20 protein-coding genes are annotated in these 21,693 nt (G+C 38.5%); 11 read left to right on the top strand and 9 right to left on the bottom strand.

What is annotated here, in order from left to right; all coding sequences use genetic code 11:
• Positions 1-172: 172 nt before the first annotated feature.
• The 3 genes from H7U17_RS08180 to H7U17_RS08170 form a co-directional block, all read right to left on the bottom strand.
• Positions 173-1,324, bottom strand: coding sequence for a FecR family protein (locus H7U17_RS08180; protein WP_186756221.1), 1,152 nt, complete (start codon positions 1,322-1,324; stop codon positions 173-175).
• Positions 1,325-1,430: 106 nt separating this feature from the next.
• Positions 1,431-1,949: an RNA polymerase sigma-70 factor gene (locus H7U17_RS08175; protein WP_186756220.1), complete on the bottom strand. Its 519-nt coding sequence runs from the start codon at positions 1,947-1,949 to the stop codon at positions 1,431-1,433.
• 425 nt (positions 1,950-2,374) lie between these two features.
• Positions 2,375-3,037, bottom strand: coding sequence for an HAD family hydrolase (locus H7U17_RS08170; RefSeq protein WP_186756559.1), 663 nt, complete (start codon positions 3,035-3,037; stop codon positions 2,375-2,377).
• Positions 3,038-3,444: 407 nt separating this feature from the next.
• Between H7U17_RS08170 and H7U17_RS08165 the strand changes: the two genes are divergently transcribed.
• The 3 genes from H7U17_RS08165 (at position 3,445) to H7U17_RS08155 (ending at position 6,794) form a co-directional block, all read left to right on the top strand.
• Complete coding sequence (locus H7U17_RS08165) at positions 3,445-5,334, top strand: DUF294 nucleotidyltransferase-like domain-containing protein (RefSeq protein WP_186756219.1); 1,890 nt, start codon at positions 3,445-3,447, stop codon at positions 5,332-5,334.
• Positions 5,335-5,589: 255 nt separating this feature from the next.
• Entirely contained in the window at positions 5,590-6,504 is a 915-nt protein-coding gene (locus H7U17_RS08160; protein WP_186756218.1) for a DnaJ C-terminal domain-containing protein, read from the top strand.
• A complete protein-coding gene (locus tag H7U17_RS08155; protein ID WP_186756217.1) occupies positions 6,501-6,794 on the top strand; it encodes a chaperone modulator CbpM in 294 nt (97 codons plus the stop codon). Before H7U17_RS08160 ends, H7U17_RS08155 begins: the two co-directional genes overlap by 4 nt.
• Positions 6,795-6,886: 92 nt before the next feature.
• Here H7U17_RS08155 and H7U17_RS08150 read toward each other — a convergent pair whose 3' ends face one another.
• Positions 6,887-7,303 (bottom strand): DUF1573 domain-containing protein, encoded by a 417-nt coding sequence (locus H7U17_RS08150; RefSeq protein WP_186756558.1) that lies wholly within the window; start codon positions 7,301-7,303, stop codon positions 6,887-6,889.
• A gap of 171 nt (positions 7,304-7,474) precedes the next feature.
• A complete protein-coding gene (locus tag H7U17_RS08145) occupies positions 7,475-8,902 on the bottom strand; it encodes an ATP-dependent DNA helicase (protein ID WP_186756216.1) in 1,428 nt (475 codons plus the stop codon).
• 22 nt (positions 8,903-8,924) lie between these two features.
• On the opposite strand from H7U17_RS08145, the gene H7U17_RS08140 reads away from it, so the two are divergent.
• Genes H7U17_RS08140 through coaD form a run of 4 tightly spaced genes read left to right on the top strand, consistent with a single transcriptional unit; the run spans position 8,925 to position 11,371 of the window.
• Positions 8,925-9,428 (top strand): NUDIX domain-containing protein, encoded by a 504-nt coding sequence (locus tag H7U17_RS08140; protein ID WP_186756215.1) that lies wholly within the window; start codon positions 8,925-8,927, stop codon positions 9,426-9,428.
• A gap of 53 nt (positions 9,429-9,481) precedes the next feature.
• Positions 9,482-10,069: a hypothetical protein gene (locus H7U17_RS08135; RefSeq protein WP_186756214.1), complete on the top strand. Its 588-nt coding sequence runs from the start codon at positions 9,482-9,484 to the stop codon at positions 10,067-10,069.
• A gap of 2 nt (positions 10,070-10,071) precedes the next feature.
• On the top strand, positions 10,072-10,905 hold the full coding sequence (locus tag H7U17_RS08130; RefSeq protein WP_186756213.1) for a DUF3822 family protein: 834 nt from the start codon (positions 10,072-10,074) through the stop codon (positions 10,903-10,905).
• Between the two features lie 10 nt (positions 10,906-10,915).
• Positions 10,916-11,371 carry a pantetheine-phosphate adenylyltransferase gene (coaD, locus tag H7U17_RS08125; RefSeq protein ID WP_186756212.1) on the top strand — a complete coding sequence of 152 codons (456 nt, stop codon included), beginning with the start codon at positions 10,916-10,918 and terminating at the stop codon, positions 11,369-11,371.
• Here coaD and H7U17_RS08120 read toward each other — a convergent pair.
• Positions 11,359-12,045 (bottom strand): NUDIX hydrolase, encoded by a 687-nt coding sequence (locus H7U17_RS08120; RefSeq protein ID WP_186756211.1) that lies wholly within the window; start codon positions 12,043-12,045, stop codon positions 11,359-11,361. The genes coaD and H7U17_RS08120 overlap by 13 nt on opposite strands.
• Before the next feature lie 83 nt (positions 12,046-12,128).
• Here H7U17_RS08120 and pyrE point away from each other — a divergent pair, with 83 nt between their 5' ends.
• Both pyrE and H7U17_RS08110 read left to right on the top strand, forming a co-directional pair.
• The gene (gene pyrE / locus H7U17_RS08115; protein WP_222439168.1) at positions 12,129-12,773 is read left to right on the top strand and encodes an orotate phosphoribosyltransferase; all 645 of its coding nucleotides are present in this window, start codon (positions 12,129-12,131) and stop codon (positions 12,771-12,773) included.
• 279 nt (positions 12,774-13,052) lie between these two features.
• Complete coding sequence (locus tag H7U17_RS08110; RefSeq protein WP_186756210.1) at positions 13,053-16,901, top strand: TIM-barrel domain-containing protein; 3,849 nt, start codon at positions 13,053-13,055, stop codon at positions 16,899-16,901.
• Positions 16,902-16,936: 35 nt separating this feature from the next.
• On the opposite strand, the gene H7U17_RS08105 is transcribed toward H7U17_RS08110, so the two are convergent.
• From H7U17_RS08105 to H7U17_RS08095, 3 genes are all read right to left on the bottom strand, one after another.
• On the bottom strand, positions 16,937-17,701 hold the full coding sequence (locus H7U17_RS08105; RefSeq protein ID WP_186756209.1) for a TIGR02757 family protein: 765 nt from the start codon (positions 17,699-17,701) through the stop codon (positions 16,937-16,939).
• Positions 17,702-17,708: 7 nt separating this feature from the next.
• Positions 17,709-18,263 carry a hypothetical protein gene (locus H7U17_RS08100; RefSeq protein ID WP_186756208.1) on the bottom strand — a complete coding sequence of 185 codons (555 nt, stop codon included), beginning with the start codon at positions 18,261-18,263 and terminating at the stop codon, positions 17,709-17,711.
• A 132-nt stretch (positions 18,264-18,395) separates the two neighbouring features.
• Positions 18,396-19,610 (bottom strand): LysM peptidoglycan-binding domain-containing protein, encoded by a 1,215-nt coding sequence (locus H7U17_RS08095; RefSeq protein WP_230981322.1) that lies wholly within the window; start codon positions 19,608-19,610, stop codon positions 18,396-18,398.
• 285 nt (positions 19,611-19,895) lie between these two features.
• On the opposite strand from H7U17_RS08095, the gene H7U17_RS08090 reads away from it, so the two are divergent.
• Entirely contained in the window at positions 19,896-21,245 is a 1,350-nt protein-coding gene (locus H7U17_RS08090) for an NfeD family protein (RefSeq protein ID WP_186756207.1), read from the top strand.
• 73 nt (positions 21,246-21,318) lie between these two features.
• The gene (locus H7U17_RS08085; protein WP_186756206.1) at positions 21,319-21,693 is read left to right on the top strand and encodes a globin domain-containing protein; all 375 of its coding nucleotides are present in this window, start codon (positions 21,319-21,321) and stop codon (positions 21,691-21,693) included.

Here is a 21,693-nt window from a genome sequence, read left to right as displayed (position 1 = left end):
GTGAAAACGGAAGTAGGTTATCGTACAATAATTCCATACTTTTGTAATGGTTTGGTTGTTAATAAAATTTTGAGAGATTTTGCTAATGCCTTACTTCAACCGGGAGTGTTGGCGCACTCTCGGTTTACTTTTGCCTAGCCTATGAGCTATCCATTTCCATGATTTATTTTTTTTATTTCATTACCATCACCTTGATAGTTTTATCTTTCAACTGAAGTTTCACAGGACTAACATCTTGAATAATCATCAACACCTGGTCTAAAGGTGTCTCTCTGCTAATTTTTCCAGAAAACTGATTTTCCTTTAGTTTTTTCATTTCACCACTCACCTTTACCCCATACCAGCGTCCTATTTCCCTGAACACCTCTGAAAGTGCAGCTTTTTCAAAAAGAAACATATTGTTTTTCCAGGCCAATACCTGTGTCATATCTACTGCTGTCTTTTTCAGATTAAAGCCATCGGCAACAGCCCCTTCACCCGGCTTCAAAATTTCTTTCTGTCCATTTTGGGAAAATTTCACCTTCCCCTCAACAAGTACCGTATTCGTTTTCCCAAAAAAGGATTTGACATTGAACTTTGTCCCTAGTACTTCCACCAAACTGCTTTCCGCTTCTACAATAAATGGTCTGTTTGGATCATGCGTAACTTCAAAAAATGCCTCCCCTTGCATGACTACCTTACGTTGATGAGAACTAAAATCAGGAGAAAAAGAAAGTTGCGATTGTGCATTTATCAAAGCCTCCGTTCCATCTGTAAAAGTAACCGCGAGATTTTTTTGGGCGGGCACCCTTAATTGATATAACCCTTTGGACTTAGTATCAGGATTTAATTGAATGAAGGAAACCTTTTGGTCATTTCCTTCTATAAAAAAATCTTCTCCATCTTTAATACTTATGTTTTTTGAGGTCAAGGGAATTTCCCGGCCATCTGATAAGCTCAGTATAACATGGTCAGAGGACTGCATGAAAAGATTATTCTTATTGTCTCCTTGAAAATCGGTGAAAAGCCCACTGCTGTTATAAAACAATCCATATCCCAGTCCGATTAAGCCAATAACTAAAACAGCAGCATATTTAAGAAGAGAAGAGTGGAAAGCATTTCTTTTTTTACGGTTACTTACATTTTCCCAGGCCTTGTCTACGTCAAGACCTTCCATAAAATCCAATTTTTCCTGGACCTTGTCCGCTTTTTTATAATAATCTAGCAGTCCTTTATACTCTTCTTTTTCAAGCAAAAAAAACAGCCTTTCTTCCTCCTCTTTCGACGTCTTCTTTTGAAGAAATCTTTCAATCAATCCTGCCAATTCAAAAGTTTCTTTATTCATATTCTTAGGTATTTCCCTTATTACACTACCTAAGAAACTTTAATCTGAAAAATGGGTGAAAAAAGAATTAAAAAAATTTAAAATATTATTTCAACAATTAATTATTTCATGAAAACAATAGCAAAACCAATAAAACTGTGTCACCTAGCTTTTCCCTTAAAAGCATCAAACCACGCTGCTTTTGGGTTTTCACGGTATTCACGCTTACCTGCAGAATATCTGCTATTTGAGGATTCTTCAGTCCTTCCAAATACCCCATCCTAATTACTAAGCCACAACCTTTTGGTAATTCATTTATAGCTTCATGGAGTCTACCGAGTATTTCTGCATGAATGATATCTCCCATGCTATCAGTAAAACCGTCATGACTCATCAGATAATGATGACGATGTTTATCCTTGACTTTTTGATGCCTGAAATTATTCAAACATGCATTTTTAACAGAAGTATATAAGAATGACTTAATCGCATGGGATTGGTTAGAGATACTAGATTTTTTTTCCATATATACATGAAACACATCTTGTACAATGTCTTCCGCATCCCCCTCATCCTCCAAAAAATTCATAGCATAAGCACAAAGTCTAGGATAATATTTCCTAAATAACAATTCCACTTCCCTCATATCAAGTATTGCTTTATCAACCCTATAGCTACTTTTATCAATACCATAATGAGGTTTTTGATAAAGTTCAGGGCAAAATTATTCGAGACAAATCAATAAAGTTTATCAAGATTTTATTTGAAATAATTGTATCAATCTACAAAAAAAACATAAAAGAAAAATAACATGCTAAAATAGTATAAAAACATGCAAAGTTTTTATGTGACAAAATTTTCATCACTAAATCCCCTATTTTAAAACATGATTTTCTTATCTAGAAAAGTGGTTTTAATTGAATAATTAAAAAATGGCTATTCCAAAGTAAACACAAATAAAACAGTGATAACAAGTCCTAGACCCGTTACCACTTTTTACTTACGTTTAAATAGAATAATATCTCTAAATAGTATTCTTTGCCTTTATATCAAAAAACACAAAGTCATTTATTAAATCAAATCCTTAATAAAAGGATCTTCATAGTTTTCAATAAAGGCCAGGATATTATCATAATTCACAAAGTCTTCTTTTGGATGGGCGGTGGTCAATACCACTGCTTTCATCCCTGCATTTTGGGCTGCCTCCACACCTTTTGGGGCATCTTCAAAGACAATACAATCCTCCGCTTCTACACCAAGGGCCTCAGCACCCAATAAAAAAGTCTCTGGATGGGGCTTGCTTACCGCTACATTATCAGCCGTGATAATGGCCGAAAAATAATCCCTAAGGTTCAAGTGATCCAAAACAAAATCCACATTAAAAGGAATAGCTGCAGAACCAATGGCCATTTGCACACTTTTACTTTTGGCCCTTTCAAAAAATCCATCCAAGCCTGGAATGAGCTTCATATGGGGTAAATATTCCTTTTGGTACCTTCTCTCCTTTTCCATGGACCAATCCTCCGCTTCCTGCGGGGTAAACTTGTTCTTACCGAATACTCGCTCCAACACCTCTGGATTTTTCCCGTACATCTCCTGCTTTACTTCATCCCAGGAAAGATCCGCTCCCAAATCCTCATTAAATAGCTTATACCAAGCCTTGGTATGAAAGTGCATGTCATCAATTATGGTCCCGTTTAGGTCAAAAATAAAAGTCATTTCCTTATTGCGCATCATGTTAATGGTTTACTCGTGATAGTAGGTATTATTAAGTTGATCAAACATCTTAAAAAAATAAATGGTTTCCGATTCATATTTTTATTATCAGAAATCCATGCAGATCAATAAGCTTCAAAATACATTTAATCCTATATGTATATCCGCAATTGCACCACTGTATATTGAATAGTACGATAATCTTTCAAAAAGTATTTGAAAGTCCCGAGAAATTAGATTTTATTCCGTGCAAACCTGTCTTCCACCAGGTAGATCTGTGGAATTCGTGAGAAATAAAGCTACTGGTGTGAAAATGGATAACCATATAATTCTCAAAAAAAATTGGACATTAAACTGTCTTAGGCTACTTTTAAAGATACTGACCGGATGTATCAAATCCCAGATCAATTTTATTAGAATTATCCATGACGGACTTCACAAAACCTTTTTCTGAATTACCCACAACACTACAAAAAGAACTGACAGCACAGTTCAAAGAAATAAATTTCCCCAAACAAAAAAGGCTTTACCTACAGAATCACTCTGGAATTGAGGGCTTTGATTTTATTGTAAAGGGAGGCTATGAAGGGTATTTTTATGATAGAAATCAAAAGAAGAGAAGAGTAGAACAATATGGTCCTGGGACATGGTTCGGAGGAATTTCCTATTTATATAATAAAGGCATAAGCCTACAAACTGTAGACACGCTTCCTAATACCCGAATACTCAGGTTAAGTCATGACCAATTTTCTATGATTTGTGAACAATACCCAGCATTCAGGAATCACTTTGTCAGGGAATTTGGAGAAAGGATGCTGGACATGGAGTTTGTCCATTTTATTAAAGGGGCCACCTACTACCCCCAGCAAAACAACATTACTTCGGACAGTTTTTATTCCCACAAAGTGGATTCACTCAATCCCAGGGAATTGGTCACTTGTCATGAAAACACTCCCATCACTGAGGTTGCTCAAATTATGGGAAGAGAAAAAACAAGCTGTATCTTCATCCGCAACATGGAGGGGAAAATCGCTGGATACATTACCGATATCACCCTTAGGGATCAAGTAATCGCCCAAGGTTTATCTACCGAAAACCCTATCCAATCCATCATGAAAAGGGATATTGTCTCCATTGATACAGAAGCCTATATCTATGAATCCCTACTCTTGATGTTTCAGACCAAAACCAGGTATTTGTTGGTTGAAAGGAATGGGGAATACGTTGGCTTTATTTCCAGGACCAAATTATTGAGTGAACAGTCCCAATCACCATTTCTGTTTATTCAATCTGTAAAACAAGCTACCACCACAGCAGAATTAAAGGAAAAATGGTCCCAGGTTCCTGCCATCGTAGAGCAACTGTTACAAAGAGGAGTAAGGTCCGAAACAGTCAATGAAGTCATCACCACTGTATCGGATACCATTGCCCTTAGGGTTATTGATGAGGTCCTTCATGAAGTGGGGCCAGCCCCCTCAAAGTTTGTATTTATGGTACTGGGCAGCGAGGGGCGCAAGGAACAAACCCTCAAAACAGACCAAGACAACGCCATTATCTACGAAGACAAAGCCAATGAACAACGGGAATTGGTACGGGAATATTTTCTGGACTTTGCAGACAAGGTTTCCGAAAAGCTAGATGCCATAGGCTTTAGCTTTTGCAAAGGTGGCTTTATGGCCAAAAACCCCAAATGGACCCATTCCCTCTCCCATTGGAAGCGGAACTATGATTCTTGGATGAAAGAATCCACCCAGGAAACGGTCATGAAATATTCCACTTTTTTTGACAAAAGACCTATTTATGGGGATTTCACTATTTTGGATGAGCTCCATGAATACATGGACAAGCAACTCGATGTTCCTTTGGAAAGGTTTTTTTATAATATGGCCACCAATGCTTTGCAATACGAACCGCCGTTGACCTTTTTTAGGGGAATAAGAACTTTCACTGTGGGTGAGCAAAAGGTTTTTGATATCAAAAAAGCCATGACGCCCATAGTAGATATCACCCGCGTATTTGCCTTAAAGCATAAAATATTCCTTACCAATACTGGTGAGCGACTTGATGCGCTTACAAAAGCCGGACATATTACCGAAGAAGAACTATTGGAACTAAAACAAGCCTATTATTATCTAATGAGTCTGAGATTAGACAGACAGGCCAAACAGATCATGCTAGACAAAATGCAACCGGAAAACTTCGTCGATATTGAGGGACTTACCAAAATAGAAAGGGTAACGATCATTGAAATTTTCAAGGTGATCAAAAACTTCCAAATGAAGGTTAAAATAGCATTCACCAATACGATCTTCTAATTTTTTCACCATTTCCATTTTTGGGGCATTAGTCATTACTTTATTATCCTGCCCCTCTAACAATTTTTCTCTGGATTTTTAACTGATTTTTCTCATTCAACGCACTAGACACTTCTAATAAAGTGTGCTTTTTAGTAAATTATTACACTGGACTTTGCATTAGACATTTTCTAAATGAATCAATGATTTTATCGATTCTGGATATTAAGATGACTGATGCATTCTTCAGGTTTTTAATTAAACCCGGATTATCCAATGGACTTTATAGACTACTATCAAATCCTGGGCATCAACAAGAATGCCTCTCAAGACGAAATCAAAAAAGCCTATCGGAAGCTGGCAAGGAAATATCACCCTGACCTCAACCCAAATGATAAGGCTGCAGAAAAAAAATTCAAGGAAATCAACGAGGCCAATGAAGTCTTGGGCAAGCCAGAAAACCGAAAAAAGTATGACCAATACGGTAAGGACTGGAAGCATGCAGAACAATTCGAAAAAGCACAACAAGAAGGATATGGCAGACCTCATACCGGGGAGCATTCCTTTGGCGGGGACTTTGGGGGATTTTCTGGGGGAGATTATTCTGATTTCTTCGAGTCCTTGTTTGGACAGGGCCGAGGAGCTGGATTTGGATCGCGAGGACAGCATGTCAAATATAAAGGGGCAGACCTTCGAGCTGAGCTTCAGCTGGACCTAAAGGAAATCTACCATACACATAAGCGTACCCTTACCATTAATGGCAAGAAAATCAGGCTGACCATACCTGCAGGAGTAGAAAATGGGCAGGTCATCAAAATCAAAGGACATGGCGCAGAAGGTGTCAATGGTGGCCCCAAGGGAGATTTATATATCACATTTAACATTATCAATAATACCTCTTTCAAACGTCACGAAAGCAACCTTTATAGTACGGTTGATCTGGATCTTTATACGGCCTTATTAGGTGGAGACATTACAGTGAACACCTTTGATGGCAAAGTAAAATTGAAGGTAAAACCTGAAACTTCAAATGGCACCAAAGTTAGGCTTAAGGGCAAGGGTTTTCCCAAATACAAAAAAGAGGGACAGTATGGAGATCTATATATCACTTATAATATAAAAATGCCACAACAACTCAGTGATAAGGAAAAGGAATTAATCAAGGAATTGGCTAAAATTCGAAACAAATGATACCCGAAGGATATATCAGTATAGAACGTTTGAGCAGTCTTTATAAGGTAAGCTTAACATTCTTTGAAGAATTGGATGATTATGGTTTGGTAAGGTTCCAAACCCTGGAGCATTTAAGGTGTGTTCATGAGGACGAAATAAAAAAAATTGAGACAATCATCAGACTCCACCATGAACTAGAAATTAACACCCCCGGTATAGAAACCATCTTACATTTATTAAAAAAAGTGGAGAACCTACAGGAGGAGCTACAAAGAATTCAAAACAGGCTTGACCTTTATGAGGATTAAAAGCTATAAAAGAAAAAGCACCGAGGCTAAGGTTTATAAAACTTTGCCTTGGTGCTTTATAATATATTAAAGGCTAATAAAACCCGCTATTTTCACTTACTTTCTTTGATCACGTTAGAAATCAAAGCTACTTTTTCTATTGGCTCAGAAGCATTGGAATAGATTCTAACGATACTTCTCTGTTTCCCCATTTTCCCAGCAGAATTAAAAGTCACCTTAATCTCAGCAGACTTTCCAGGAGCCACTGGCTCTTTTGGCCATTTTGGCACAGTACATCCACATGTTGCTGCGACATTGGAGATTTTCAAAACCTCAGTACCTGTATTGGTGAATTTGAAAGTATGCTCCACCTTGGTTCCTTGTGAAATATCTCCAAAGTTCTTTTCGGTTTCTTCGAAAGTGATCACAGGTCCCTTCACTGCCTCTTCTTTGGCTTCAGCTTTTTCAGTTTGTGCTTGAACTGCAAAAGCAGCAAAGGCTACAAAAAACATTAAAACTAATTTTTTCATCATAGTCTGTATTTGGTAATTAAAATTTCAGTTCAATTTCCATTCCAAAGATAGGATATACCTTAAAGAATTCGATAGTCTAACGTTAGTCTACCGGGTAAAAGTTTCGATTTTTTAACTAATAACCAAGTTCGGCTTTCAAAAAAACATTGGAAACATCGCTATCCCGGATTACTGTACAAAAAATCGGGGATTAAAATTGACCAAAAACAGCTCATCTGTAGCCCTGGTCAAAGCCGTATACAGCCACCTGATATACTCGGTATCTAACTGCTCTTCTGTTACATATCCCTGATCAACAAAAACTGCATCCCATTGCCCTCCCTGGCTTTTATGACAGGTAAGCGCATACGCAAACTTTACCTGCAATGCGTTTAAATAGGGATCTTTTTTTATGTACTCACTGCGTTCTTTTTTATTTTCGACTCCTGCATAATCTTCCACTACCTGACGGTAAAGCTCTCGGGATGCTTCTGCTCCCAATGAGGTGGTAGAGGTATAAAGCGTATCCAAGATAACTTTCGCTTCAAAAAAGGGCTCCTCAGGGTAATCTATCAACCTCAATTCCAAAGTAGCAAACCGTAATCCATAATTTTCCTCAAAGGACCTGATCTTAACCACTTCCACAAAATCCCCATTGGCCAAAAAGCTGACTTTGTCTGATTCTGCCATATAGGTATAATTATTCCTGACGATCATTAGCATGTCTCCAGTAGAAATCTCCTCCTCGTAAAAATGAATAGCCTGACGGATATATTGATTAAACTGCACAGCCGTTTTATTGGAACGGGTCACCACTATGGTATTTTCGACCCCATATTTATCATAGGCATATCTCAATCCTTCCTCAAGACGTTCACTGGTCATCCTATAAAAATCATGAAATCCCTTTACCTTAAAGGATATTATTGGCTCCTTCCTCAATACTTCGGACCTCAGTTTAGTGGCATTATACAGAATACCAGAATCCAATTGCTGTCGCATCACTTCAGTCAACTCTGCCTCTAAGACATCCAAACCAAAATGATGCCCCATATATCCTCCATCCAGCGCAGGACTGTTCTTAGACCCAACGGGAGGCAATTGGGCGGTATCACCAATCAATATCAACCGGTTTGAGGGATGCTGAAAGACAAATTGTATCAAATCCCGGAGCAAATTACCTCCCCCCAACTCATCATCAGCCAACATAGAGGCCTCATCCACGATAAACACGGTCTTCTTATAATAATTCTTTTGGAGATCAAAACCAGTCCCAATCATCCCTTCTTTGGATTTTGGCCTATAAATGATCTTATGAATAGTAAAGCCCATTCTTCCTGAATAAGAAGACATTACTTTGGCTGCTCGACCCGTAGGCGCCATTAATAAAGAGCGCAGCCCCATTTTGGAAAGGGACTTCACTACTGCAGCAATCACGGATGTCTTCCCTGTTCCTGCATAGCCTCGAAGAATAAAAGTAGCTTTCCGGTCAAATCCGGGGTCAAAAAATGTATCCATCAGCCCAAAAAATTGAGACTGTCCATTTGTAGGCTGATGAGGGAAATTTTGCCGCATCATTACCGAAGGCTTTGGGATATGTTCCTTATCTTTATTCATCAAAAGCGAATCTACGGCTTATATGCAGAATATTGAAAAAGATATCCATGAGAAATTTGGTGGAAGATTGCGCACCAGGGTCAATGGTATTTTGATTGAAGAGGATAAAATCCTGATGGTCAAACATAGAATGGGAGAAAACAAAAGCTTTTGGAACGTGCCTGGAGGAGGAATGGATTATAACTCCAACGCAGCAGAAAATCTCCAAAGAGAATACTTAGAGGAAACAGGCCTTGAGATTGAAGTAATGGACTTCCTTACGGTAACAGAATTCCTCCAACCACCCCTTCATGCCATAGAGCTATTTTTTGAAGTAAAGCGAAAATCAGGGAATCTTATCAAGGGAATTGACCCTGAAATGCCACCCGACAGACAAGTCATTGAGGCCGTTGAATTTATGAGCATAAATGCTATCAAAGCGATAAAAAATTCAGAAAAACACCAACTTTTTTGGAATTTAAATTCGCTGAAAGACATAAGAATATGGAAAGGATATTTTAATTTTGAAAATAAATGCATAAAATAGCATCCTATTATATACCATCAACCTTTATATAAGAAGAATAAATCGACTGAAAAATGAATCTGACTAAAATCTTATCAATTGTTTTTCTATTAGCTGCATTGGCAGTGGGATATAGACTCTACAAAGGCGTAGACGATGTCATGCAAGAAGAAAAACGTATAGCACGTATCGAAGCAAGGGTAATTGAAAAATTACAAATGTTGAGAGAAGCGCAAATTGCATATTTAGCTTCCAATGGTGAATATGCCGGAAATTGGTCGGACCTGAAGAACTTCATTGAAGAAGGCCAAATTTTTATCATTCAGAAAACTGAAGAAACCAAATTATTGGATTATGGTGAGGAAGAAATCACCATTACCTATGACACTTTGGGAGCAGTTAATGTAATGGATTCTCTTTTCAATGAGAGAAAATATCCTGAATTCAACCTTAACGCACTTAATGTCGTACCAGGTTCAGGCGGAAAAACATTCACTTTCTTTGCTGATAAAGTTGAAAGAGGAGCTAACAAAATCTTGATTGATGTATTTGAAATTAAAGATCCTGCTCCTGTTAATCCAGAAAGAAGAGCCAACAACAATGAAAAAGCTTTGAGAGTGGGATCTAGAAATGATGCATCTACTTCAGGTAACTGGGAATAATTTTGACTAAGTCAATAGAAAATAATCTAGTAGAATTTTATAGCGATAAGCTTGATGTAAGTGCTACATCAAGCTTATCGCTTTTATTATGCACAGAAAACTTTACCGTGATAGCCAAAAATCAAAACGGTTCTATTCTGGGCGTAAACTCTTATACACTTGATTCAGAGGATGCCCTCGACCAAATAATCAACTCAGATAATTTCATCCAAGCACTACCTGATGATGCTGAAAGCAGGCTTTTTGTTTATAATGAAAAATTCTGCTTGGTTCCTGGTATGCTATTCTCACCGAAAGAAAAAAGCACCTACCTTTCTTTTAGTGCCGAATTGGTGAATCAAGAAGTTTTCTATGATGGGTTAGAAAACAATAAAACCATTTTAGTGGGCAGTATTGACCTAGAAATCGCTCAAAAGCTCAGCCAAAAACTCCCCAAGCTAAAGTTCAGCCATGGAAGTGCATTGATCCTGGATTACTTGCTATTGGAAAAATCAGAGATGCTCAACCAGGAGATTTCTATAGTCATCGAAAAGGAACAGGTATATATTGCCGGTTTCGCCAATAAGGAACTTAAGTTGTTCAACCACTTTGAAATAATGGACAACCAGGATTTCCTAAAATACACGTTCAGTGTGCTCCACCAATTGGCTTTTGTCCGTATGCACTGTAAAACCACCATTATAGGCAATTTAGAGGATGTGCATGTACAAGAAGATGTACTAAAGCAATACTTTAAAAACCTGGTGATAACAACCCCAAGAACCAACCTAAATTACCTCACAGGAGCTGAATCTTATAAGGAAACCAAAAGACTGGCAGCCTTCTGGGCCAATTGACAATAAAACCATGAAAAAAATTGCGATTTTTCCAGGATCATTCGATCCCTACACCAATGGACATCATGATATTGTCATGAGAGGATTGGAAATTTTTGACGAGATCATCATCAGCATTGGATATAATTCTTCTAAAGCTACTCGGTACTTTGACATTGATCTAATGGTCGAAAAAATCGAAAGCGTTTACAAAGATATACCCAATGTCAAAGTAGTGGTTTATAACGAGCTTACTTCCAACTTGGCCAAAAGTCATGACGCCAATTTTCTGATCAGAGGCTTGAGAAACACCACTGATTTTGAATATGAAAACACCATTTCCCAAATGAACCGCTACCTCAATGAAAAGCTGGAAACAGTCTTTCTGATCACATCTCCACAATATGCTGCGGTGAGCTCAACGGTGATCAGAGAAGTACACAAATATGGGGGAAATGTAAGCGAGTTTCTGCCTTACGAAGTGTGAACCTTAGGCACGCGCTTCAAAAAACGTTTGTAAAGATATCTCATAGAAGGATAAGAATTCACCAAGGCCACCTTGGCTTCCTGATGACTTAACCACTTGATATCATCAATACCTTCTTCTTTCTGAGGTTTCATCTGGCTATCATCCTTACATTCCATCGCAAACCAATAAGTTTTCTTAAGGATACTTTTTCTATTTTGAGTATAGGTATGCCAAGTTTTGCAAATCAATTCTCCCCTTTTCACATCAATAGCACATTCCTCCTCCACTTCTCTCACAGCACACTCCTCCGGAGTCTCTCCCTTTTCAAACTTACCTTTGGGTAAATCCCATTTCCCAAGCCGATGTATAAACAATATCTGCTCACCTTTGGTCACCACGCCTCCTGCTGCTTTGACAATACTGAACCTACTTTTAATAAACTTCTTCAGTGTAGCCACATCTTCAGCAACTATGGTAATGGAATCAAGGTTTTTCAGCTTTCTAGTTCTAAGCAAATACAAAAGCTTGACAATAATATCCTTGGAAGGATGTGTAATCAACACATCATCATGGAAATCCGCATAAGCAGGCAGGTCCTTGGGATTATCGTATACACATTCAAAGGTTTTATCTTTATGCAATTTATCCGTTGAGAGGATATCCAAAGGCTTATCGTTGATGAAAATTCTCATAAGACTAATGTTTCGAGTCAAAATTGCACAATTTTCTTAGCCATCACAATAGTCCTTACATATTTATGAATTAATTTTGGGCCATGGAATTATTCAGCAAAGACATTGCGGGTCAAGTAGCCCGCAAACTACTCGATATCAAAGCCATTAGGTTACAGCCTCAAGAACCATTTACCTGGGCCTCAGGATGGAAATCTCCTATCTATTGTGACAACCGTCTTTCACTTTCTTTTCCGGAAGTAAGGACCTTTATCAAATCCCAATTAGTAGAAGCCATTAAAGCCAATTTCCCTGAGGTTGAAGGCATTGCTGGCGTCGCCACTGCAGGAATTCCCCAAGGTGCCCTGATTGCAGAGGAAATGGATCTACCTTTCATCTATGTCCGCTCCAAGCCAAAAGGCCACGGAATGGAAAATATGATTGAAGGAAAAGTCACCAAAGGAATGAAAGTGGTGGTTATTGAAGACCTTGTTTCTACTGGTGGAAGTTCTTTAAAAGCAGTAGAAGCATTGAAAGCAGCAGGTTTTGAAGTACTGGGAATGGCTGCCATTTTCACTTACGGCTTTGACCTCGCAGCTAAAAACTTTGAAAATGCTGGTGTCAAACTGGTTTGCCTAAGCGATTACGAAGCCATGCTACCACAAGCTGTGGCTGACAACTATGCATCCGATGAAGATTTACAATCTTTAGCAGAATGGAGACAAGCTCCTGATGCATGGGGCAAATAAAATAGAAACACCCTCTATAAATCATTCAAAGCCCATCACTGACATTATAAAGTGGTGGGCTTTTTTTTTTAAAAGATTTATTCTAAGAAAGCTTCGGCTACTAATTATTCTTTTTTCACCAAACAGTATAGCCTCCTATCCTACGCCAATCCAATTCTTCCTAATTACCATAGGTCTACAATCATGACCTTACATGGAGATTCCCATATCTTTTAACAAAAAAAATATACTAGTCCCGAAATATTGAATATTATTGCAATAGGTAATATTAAAAAGAAAATGAAAACAAAACAGACTATTAAAACTTACGCAATAGTTTTATTTACTTTTGTATTCAGCTTTTATAATTCTTCCATTTTTGCTCAGCAAAGCACAAATTCGCAGGAGGATCAATCCATCAGGATAGCTGACACAAAAAAACTCAACAACACGACGATCGAGATCAGTCTAAACAATCATCAAAAAATACTTATTGATTTTTATGGTGATCATATTTTTAGGCTATTTCAAGACAATTCTGGAAAGGGATTGAGGGCTCCAGAAGCCAAACCGGAAGCCCAAATTTTGGTTAATAATCCAAGAAAAGAGGTAAAATCTCTCCAAATATCGCAAGACAGTGATCAGGTATCCATCTCCACAGATAAGATCCAACTTTCTATTGACAAAAACACCTTGCTTTTTGAGATCACCAATTTGGAATCCAAAAAGCTCATCCTAGAAAGCTTAGAACCTATCACTTTTGCAAAGGACCAAGTTAGCATCACTCTTAAAGAAAGTACAAACGAATACTTTTATGGTGGTGGGGTTCAAAACGGCCGGTTCTCTCATAAGGGCAAAAAAATCTCCATTGAAAACCAAAACAGCTGGACGGATGGAGGAGTGGCATCGCCCACTCCTTTCTTTTGGTCTTCAAAAGGCTATGGCATGATGTGGTACACCTTTAAAAAAGGTGAATATGACTTTGGAGCAAAAGAGGAAGGAAAAGTAATATTATCACATGAAACCGATTATCTTGATGTATTTTTCATGATCAATGACGGGGCAAACAAGCTTCTAAATGACTTTTACCAATTGACTGGTAATCCTGTCCTCATTCCAAAATTTGGTTTTTATCAAGGTCACCTTAACGCCTATAACAGAGATTATTGGAAGGAAGATGAAAAAGGGATTCTTTTTGAAGACGGCAAAAGATACAAGGAAAGCCAAAAAGACAATGGAGGGATCAAAGAATCCTTGAACGGGGAGAAGGACAATTACCAGTTCTCTGCAAGAGCAGTCATTGACCGCTACAGTGACCATGATATGCCTTTAGGCTGGATATTGCCTAACGATGGATATGGTGCAGGATACGGACAGACCGAAAGCTTGGACGGAAATATCCAAAACCTGAAAGACTTGGGGGATTACGCTCGCAAGCACGGGGTAGAAATAGGTTTATGGACCCAGTCTGACCTTCACCCGAAAGAAGGTATCAGCGCTCTTTTGCAAAGGGATATCATTAAGGAAGTGAGGGATGCCGGGGTAAGGGTACTCAAAACCGATGTTGCCTGGGTAGGTGCCGGATATTCATTTGGCTTAAATGGAGTTGCCGATGTAGGACAAATCATGCCTGAATATGGAAATAATGCCAGACCATTCATCATATCCCTTGATGGTTGGGCAGGTACGCAACGATACGCAGGCATTTGGTCTGGTGATCAAACTGGGGGCTTATGGGAATACATCAGGTTCCACATCCCTACTTATATTGGGTCTGGACTTTCTGGACAACCAAATATCTCTTCTGATATGGATGGTATATTTGGAGGCAAAAATCCATTTGTTAACGCAAGGGATTTCCAATGGAAGACCTTCACGCCAATGGAACTTAATATGGATGGATGGGGAGCCAACCCAAAATATCCACAGGCCTTGGGAGAACCCACTACTTCCATCAACAGAAATTACCTAAAACTCAAATCCGAGCTGATGCCATATACTTACAGCATCGCTAAAGAGGCTGTCAATGGTTTGCCAATGGTCAGGGCCATGTTCTTGGAAGAGCAAAACAGCTTTACTCAGGGAAAAGCCACCCAATATCAATTCATGTTTGGTCCTAGCTTTTTAATAGCTCCTATCTACCAAGAAACAAAAATAGATGAGCAAGGAAATGATATTAGGAATGGCATCTATTTACCGGAAGGACTTTGGGTCGATTATTTCTCTGGCGAGCAATATGAGGGCAACCAAATCATCAACAGCTTTGAGAGTCCAATCTGGAAATTACCTGTATTTGTTAAAAGAGGAGCCATCATTCCGATGACCAACCCTAACAATAATGTTTCAGAGATTAACAAAGATCATCGCATCTTTGAAATCTATCCATTTGAGTATTCTTCTTTCACTGAATATGATGACGATGGGATCACTGAAGCCTACAAAAACGGTGAAGGCACTCACACCCTGATTGAATCAGATGTGGACACTAAAAACAGGTTAAAAATCACCGTGCACCCAACCGAAGGGCATTTCGATGGATTCTTAAAAGACAAATCCACCGAGTTCAGGATCAACCTTACACAAGCTCCTAAAAAAGTCACCCTAAACATTGCTAACAAAAAAGTAAAATTAAAGAAGGCTAAAAGCCTGGATGAATTTAAAAGCCTAAGCAATACTTACTTCTATCAGGAGCGCCCTGACTTCAACCAGTTCTCAACACCAGGGACTGAACTGGCCAAGCTGTCTATCATCAAAAATCCACAACTTTTGGTAAAGACAGAAAAAACGGACATCAGTAATCACGGCATTGAAATCCAGCTAAAAGGCTTCAAGTTTGCCCCAGAAAACACCCAAAAAGTACATACTGGACCACTATCAACACCGGAAAACGCAGGTGTAAAAGAGGAAAATAGGGAAGCCTATACACTAATACCAAGTTGGAACAAAGTCCCAAATAGCGACTATTATGAGATCGACTTTGAAGGCATGAGATATTCAACCATCAGGGACACTGAACACCTTTTTGAGGGACTGGAGGCCGAAACAGATTATACATTTAAACTACGCGCGGTAAATAAAGAAGGCTTTTCAGATTGGGTGGAATTTAGTGCTACCACCAAATCAAACCCACTGGAATTTGCTATTCAAGGCATTAAAGGAGAAACAAGTGCTGATAACCAAGGAGGTTATCAAATAGACAAACTATTTGATTTCGATGAGGGAAACACTTGGCATACCAAATGGGGTGAAAATTCCATTCCTTTTGATATGATCATTGACCTCAAATCCTTCAATCAACTGGATAAACTGCATTACTTGCCAAGAAGAACTGGCGGCAACGGAATCATACTTAAAGGGAAGATTTACTTCAGTAATGACAAATCCAATTGGACGCTAGCGGGTAATATAGATTGGGAAAAAGACCATGAAACTAAGGTGTTCAATTTTGACAAACAACCTACTGCAAGATACATCAAACTAGAAATCACTGAAGGTGTTGGTGATTATGGATCCGGTCGGGAAATGTATATCTTCAAAGTTCCAGGTTCGGAAAGTTATATCCCAGGCGACATCAATAACGACGGTTTGATTGATGAAAATGACCTCACCTCTTATATCAATTATACTGGACTTAGACAGGGGGATTCCGACTTTGAAGGTTATGTAAGTATCGGGGATGTCAATAAAAATGAGCTCATTGATGCATATGACATTTCTCTTGTAACCACTCAACTTGAAGGTGGAGCTGACCTATCAGCTAATGATGAACTTAGCGGTAAAATAGAGATAAACACAAATAAGGTTAATTACAAGCTTAACGAAATTGTTGAGATCACTGTAAAAGGAACTGATTTGAATGCTGTCAACGCCCTTAGCTTTGCATTAGCCTATGATTCGGAAAGCTATGAGTTTATTAGTACTACTCCACTTAATATGGGCGAAATGGAAAACATAACCAATAACAGACTCCATAGCAATGGAGAACAGGTGCTGTACCCAACCTTTGTAAATTTGGGAACGAAAGCCACTTTAAAAGGTAATTCGGAACTATTCCTAATTAAGTTTAGAGCCAAAAAGCCATTAAAATTCAACTTAGAGACTGAAAAAGGCCTGTTAGTTGACCCCTCATTAAATACCATCAAATTTTAAAAGTAAAAGCCCCGGAAATCCCGGGGCTTTTACTTTTAAAACTTTTCTTCTACACCCAAGCCAAAAAGGGCAAAATCATATTTTACCGGATCATCAAAATCAAATTCCCGAAGTCTTTCCGTCAGTTCCAAAGCAGTCAACCAATCTGTTTGTTTCCGTTCTATCAGCCCTAATTTTCTAGCTACCCTATCCACATGTAAGTCGCAAGGACAAATTAATTGAAAAGGTTTGATTTTATCCCAAATCCCAAAATCCACTCCCTTATCGTCATGGCGAACCATCCACCTCAAAAACATATTGATCCGCTTACATGCCGCCTTTCTCTTGGGAGTAGCCACATGCTTTCTGGTGCGCTGAGGGGCATTGGGATCTTTAAAAAAGAACTCATGGAAATTACTCAGCAATTCACCCATAATATCCGCTTCATTCCTCCATCCCAATACAAAGGCTTCCTCCAAACTCTCATGATGAGTAAAGAAATCTTTAAAGAAACTAATAAACCAAAGGGTATCTATATCATTAAATGTCCTATGCTTAAAATCCAAGAAAGGCTTTAAGTCTGACTCCTTATGATTTAGCATAAAGTCATAAGGAGCATTGTCCATCATTTCCATCAACTCCAAGCACTTATTGATAATGGTTTTTCGCTGTCCCCATGCCAATGTCGCTGCAAAGAAACCTGCAATTTCAATATCTTGTTTTCTGCTAAACCTATGGGGAATAGAAATGGGGTCGAGTGTAATAAAATCAGGCTGGTTATAGAAGGATGTTTTTTCCTCCAAAAAATCTTTTAAATCCATAAACTTATTAAAGCGCTACTTTCACTTCTCCTCCCTGAGTTCCGTCAAACCATTTGAAAGACAATTGATTCTCTTCCTTTTCTGCCAAATGCCAATCAAAGCATTTGATATTGGTCAAAGGAGTTAAGCGGTCCTCCTCAGGCTCATAAAGACAAACTTCAAAATCAGGAAGTTTCTTGGGATCAACGGTATTCCACCTTTCCATCAAATAGCCTTCTTCTATGATCCTTATTTTTCCTCCAAAATAATGATCCTCTAATACAGAAGGCACTCCATCTTTTCTTCTCAACTGATAACAAGACGGTCCAAACATAATTTGCTTATGTAATTTCCCTTCTATCAAATCCACTTCCTTGGTAAGCTGTTTCCAATCAGGGATATTGATTTCCTTAATGGATTCTTTTCTTTTTATCTTGGTTAGCAATGTGGAAATTCCCGAGAAAAAGTAAGTAATCCCAATAAATACTATTCCAAAAGTGGCAAGAATAGGATAGGAAATAACGAATATCAAATTCCAGATAAACCTGAAAATATGATGAAATATGAGTTGTACTTTATTCATTCGGCAGTTCAAACTTAAGGCAAAAATAGGCTTTTTATTAGCAATAATCAAAATGCTCATTATCAGTACTAAAAACAAAAAAAAGACCCCATTAACAATGAGGTCTTCTTTTTATTACCGGTTAAAGCAGATTTAGTAGGATACTTCTACCCTAAATCTGTTATTTACCGCCCTGAGTTGATCAAATGCAGCTTGGGATAATTTGATCAAAAGTTTATCATTATCTCCTGTATCAGGCAACTTGCCCACTACCCTTGCAAAAATCATCACATCATTTTCTTCATTTCTAATTCGCATGATCGTTCCTACAGGAGCTTTTCTGTGCAATACCAAATATTTTTTGTGATTCCCAGTTCCCTGAATGACTTCGGCCTGTCCTGATTCTTTGATATTCTTATATTCAGTACTTTCCTCAGAAGCTTTTTCCACTTTATAACTTGAGGTAGCAGTAACAGTACTTTCTTCATCTTCTACTTGACTCACCTCAGTCATTGGAGTAGCATTATTTACTGCTCCTTCCTTCCTTCCTACCTTGAGCTTCTGGCCTTCTTTTAGGTTATTTGAAGAAAGCGCATTCCAATTAATAAGATCTCCCATATTAGCATTATAACGCTTGGAGATGGAATATAAAGTTTCCCCCTCTTTCACAGCATGAGTAATCCATCCCACTTCCGCATCAGCAGGGATATTTTCAATTCTTTCAGTAACTGCAGGCGTGTTTTCCTCAGCCACCTTCTTGTCCACTTTTTCTTTTTTCTCTTCTACTTTTTTCTCTTTACCCTTCTTTTTCCCTTCTTCCATCATCTTCTTGCGCTCTTCTGGCAAATCTTCTACCTTGGTAGGTATTGCCCTTACTTCAGGGGCTTCCCTTTCCACCACTTCCTGAACTGGCTTCACTCCCTCAATAACCAACCCTTGACCAACACTTAAATCATTTCCCTTGAGTTCGTTCCATTTTTTGACATCATCAACTGCAACAGCATATTGAGTAGCAATAGCAAAAAGGGTTTCTCCAGGTCCCACCTTATGAAGCACAGCTCCTTCAGGCAGCGTTGCCTTTGGGATAAAAGGCACCTTAATACGCTGGCCAATTTTAAGTCCCTGCTTTAATTCGCTATTATTTTGAATAATCTCCCCTACAGGAGTCTCATACCTCCTTGAAATAGAAAACAATGTTTCCTTTGCCTTAACTTCATGGATGATAAAAGTTTTATCGCCTATTTTCTCTACTCCCACTGAATCAATAGCCACATTTCCGGCATAAGCGGCACTGGTAAATACCAGAAACAAAAGAATTATAAAACTTGACTTAATTATTAATCGCTCCATACTCACTTTAAAACTCATATATTTTTCAATTATCGATTCACACCTTCCATGCCTAGCATGACATTAGGCAATACGCAAATTACTACAAAAATATTGCTAAATTTTTCATTAAAAAGAAAAAAGCTGGAGATCTACTACAATTGTTTGCACCTGTATTAAGTTCAAAACTGCTATATTTAATATTACCTTTAATTTAGGGTATTCATATACAAAGCATTATATTTCATTAAGCGTACCGTACACCACCTTAACTTATTGGTGGTAAACAAACTGGACAGCTATAAGTTGCATTTAAATCAAACCATGAAAAATTATTTTATATTCATTTGCATCATTTTTTCTTCCTTGATCATCAACGCATTTGCTTTTCAAGAAGATGATCAAAAAAAAGTTGTCTATGTGCTGGAAATAATGGACAATATTGATCCTCGTATGAACCGTAAGGTGAGACTTGCTCTAGAAGATGCCAAATCAAAAGAAGCAGATTATTTTCTGGTTCATATGGACACATATGGTGGGGCAGTAAATGATGCTGATGATATCCGTACCTTATTGCTGGAATCAAAAATCCCCACTTTGGTCTTTATAGACAAAGACGCAGCCTCTGCTGGAGCCTTGATCTCCATAGCTTGCGATAGCATCTATATGGCTCCGGGGGCAAGTATTGGTGCTGCCACAGTAGTCATGGGGGGCGGAGGAGATGCTGCTCCGGACAAGTACCAATCTTATATGCGCTCCATGATGAGAAGTACAGCTGAAGCCAATGGCAGAAACCCTAAAATCGCAGAAGCTATGGTGGATGAAAAGCTAGCAGTTGAAGGTATTTCCGAAGCTGGTTCGGTCATCACCTTTTCAGTATCAGAGGCCATAGAAAATGGATTTTGTGAGGCACAGGTAAATTCAATTGAAGAAATCATAGAAAAACAGCAAGTCGATAATTACGAGATTATCGAATATGAACTAAACACCAGTGAAACTATCATATCTTTCTTCTTAAATCCAGCCGTGAGTGGCTTCCTGATCTTAGTCATTTTTGCTGGTATTTATTTTGAAATCCAAACACCTGGGGTGGGCTTCCCATTAGCTGCATCAATTATAGCTGTGACCCTCTATTTTATCCCTTATTATCTAACTGGCCTGGCAGAAAATTGGGAAATCGTCGTATTTATTTTAGGTATCATATTACTCGCATTGGAATTATTTGTGATACCGGGATTTGGTGTCGCAGGCATACTTGGAATCATAGGCATTCTTACAGGTCTCACCCTCGGCATGATCCCTAATGATATATTCGACTTCACCTTTGTACCATCAGGAGAATTATTCATCGCTATTGTTACCGTCGTGCTATCTGCAGTAATCGCTATAGGTCTGATTTTCATAATGGCACCTAAGGTAAACCAATGGAAAGCGTTCAGCCATATCGCTTTGGCCGATACCCAAGACAAAAAAGCGGGCTACACTTCTTCATGGTATGGGGAGGAATTATTAGGCAAAGAAGGCCTTACCCATACCCGACTTATGCCAAGTGGAAAAATCATTATTGAAGACGACATCTATGATGCCCATTCAAGAGGAGAATTTATTGACAAGGGAGAAAAAATCAAAGTTATCAGTACAGAAGGCACATCCCTTACGGTCAAAAAACAATAAGGCTTAAATTGATCTCATTTGAAATTTATCTTTTATTAAAATTCTTTAAGTTTGTTCTTCCAAGAGTAGCATCATGAACGAATTTCAAACAATTTACCAAGCTATTGGTGAAGAGAAAATCAAAGAATTAACTAGGTATTTTTATGAAGGGGTTGAGTTCAATGAAGCCCTTCGATCCATTTACCCAGAAGACCTGGCCCCTGCTGAAGAACGGTTATATTTGTTCCTTCTTCAGGTATTTGGAGGTCCCACTACCTATTCTGAGGAAAGAGGACATCCTAGATTACGCATGAGACACCTGCAGTGGGCCATCGATGATAAAATGCGGAATCACTGGCTCAACAATATGCTCAGTGCGCTTGACAGAATTGATGTGGATCAAAACGTAAAAGAATTGATGATGAGTTACTTTGTAAAAGTAGCCAACCATATGATCAACAGACAGTAA

The sequence above is a fragment of the Echinicola salinicaeni genome (assembly GCF_014280965.1).
Classification (GTDB): domain Bacteria; phylum Bacteroidota; class Bacteroidia; order Cytophagales; family Cyclobacteriaceae; genus Echinicola; species Echinicola salinicaeni.
Note: the sequence above shows the minus strand (reverse complement) of the source record. Positions and strands in the feature narration are given on the sequence as shown.

Coding starts and splice junctions, on each gene's coding strand:
- H7U17_RS08110 (WP_186756210.1), top strand. CDS start 13,053: ATGAAAACAAAACAGACTATTAAAACTTACGCAATAGTTTTATTTACT.
- H7U17_RS08150 (WP_186756558.1), bottom strand. CDS start 7,303: ATGAAAAAATTAGTTTTAATGTTTTTTGTAGCCTTTGCTGCTTTTGCA.
- H7U17_RS08135 (WP_186756214.1), top strand. CDS start 9,482: ATGAATCTGACTAAAATCTTATCAATTGTTTTTCTATTAGCTGCATTG.
- H7U17_RS08160 (WP_186756218.1), top strand. CDS start 5,590: ATGGACTTTATAGACTACTATCAAATCCTGGGCATCAACAAGAATGCC.
- H7U17_RS08145 (WP_186756216.1), bottom strand. CDS start 8,902: ATGAATAAAGATAAGGAACATATCCCAAAGCCTTCGGTAATGATGCGG.
- H7U17_RS08090 (WP_186756207.1), top strand. CDS start 19,896: ATGAAAAATTATTTTATATTCATTTGCATCATTTTTTCTTCCTTGATC.
- H7U17_RS08120 (WP_186756211.1), bottom strand. CDS start 12,045: ATGAGAATTTTCATCAACGATAAGCCTTTGGATATCCTCTCAACGGAT.
- H7U17_RS08155 (WP_186756217.1), top strand. CDS start 6,501: ATGATACCCGAAGGATATATCAGTATAGAACGTTTGAGCAGTCTTTAT.
- H7U17_RS08140 (WP_186756215.1), top strand. CDS start 8,925: ATGCAGAATATTGAAAAAGATATCCATGAGAAATTTGGTGGAAGATTG.
- H7U17_RS08100 (WP_186756208.1), bottom strand. CDS start 18,263: ATGAATAAAGTACAACTCATATTTCATCATATTTTCAGGTTTATCTGG.
- H7U17_RS08175 (WP_186756220.1), bottom strand. CDS start 1,949: ATGAGGGAAGTGGAATTGTTATTTAGGAAATATTATCCTAGACTTTGT.
- H7U17_RS08170 (WP_186756559.1), bottom strand. CDS start 3,037: ATGCGCAATAAGGAAATGACTTTTATTTTTGACCTAAACGGGACCATA.
- H7U17_RS08085 (WP_186756206.1), top strand. CDS start 21,319: ATGAACGAATTTCAAACAATTTACCAAGCTATTGGTGAAGAGAAAATC.
- H7U17_RS08165 (WP_186756219.1), top strand. CDS start 3,445: ATGACGGACTTCACAAAACCTTTTTCTGAATTACCCACAACACTACAA.
- coaD (WP_186756212.1), top strand. CDS start 10,916: ATGAAAAAAATTGCGATTTTTCCAGGATCATTCGATCCCTACACCAAT.
- H7U17_RS08105 (WP_186756209.1), bottom strand. CDS start 17,701: ATGGATTTAAAAGATTTTTTGGAGGAAAAAACATCCTTCTATAACCAG.
- pyrE (WP_222439168.1), top strand. CDS start 12,129: ATGGAATTATTCAGCAAAGACATTGCGGGTCAAGTAGCCCGCAAACTA.
- H7U17_RS08180 (WP_186756221.1), bottom strand. CDS start 1,324: ATGAATAAAGAAACTTTTGAATTGGCAGGATTGATTGAAAGATTTCTT.
- H7U17_RS08095 (WP_230981322.1), bottom strand. CDS start 19,610: ATGAGTTTTAAAGTGAGTATGGAGCGATTAATAATTAAGTCAAGTTTT.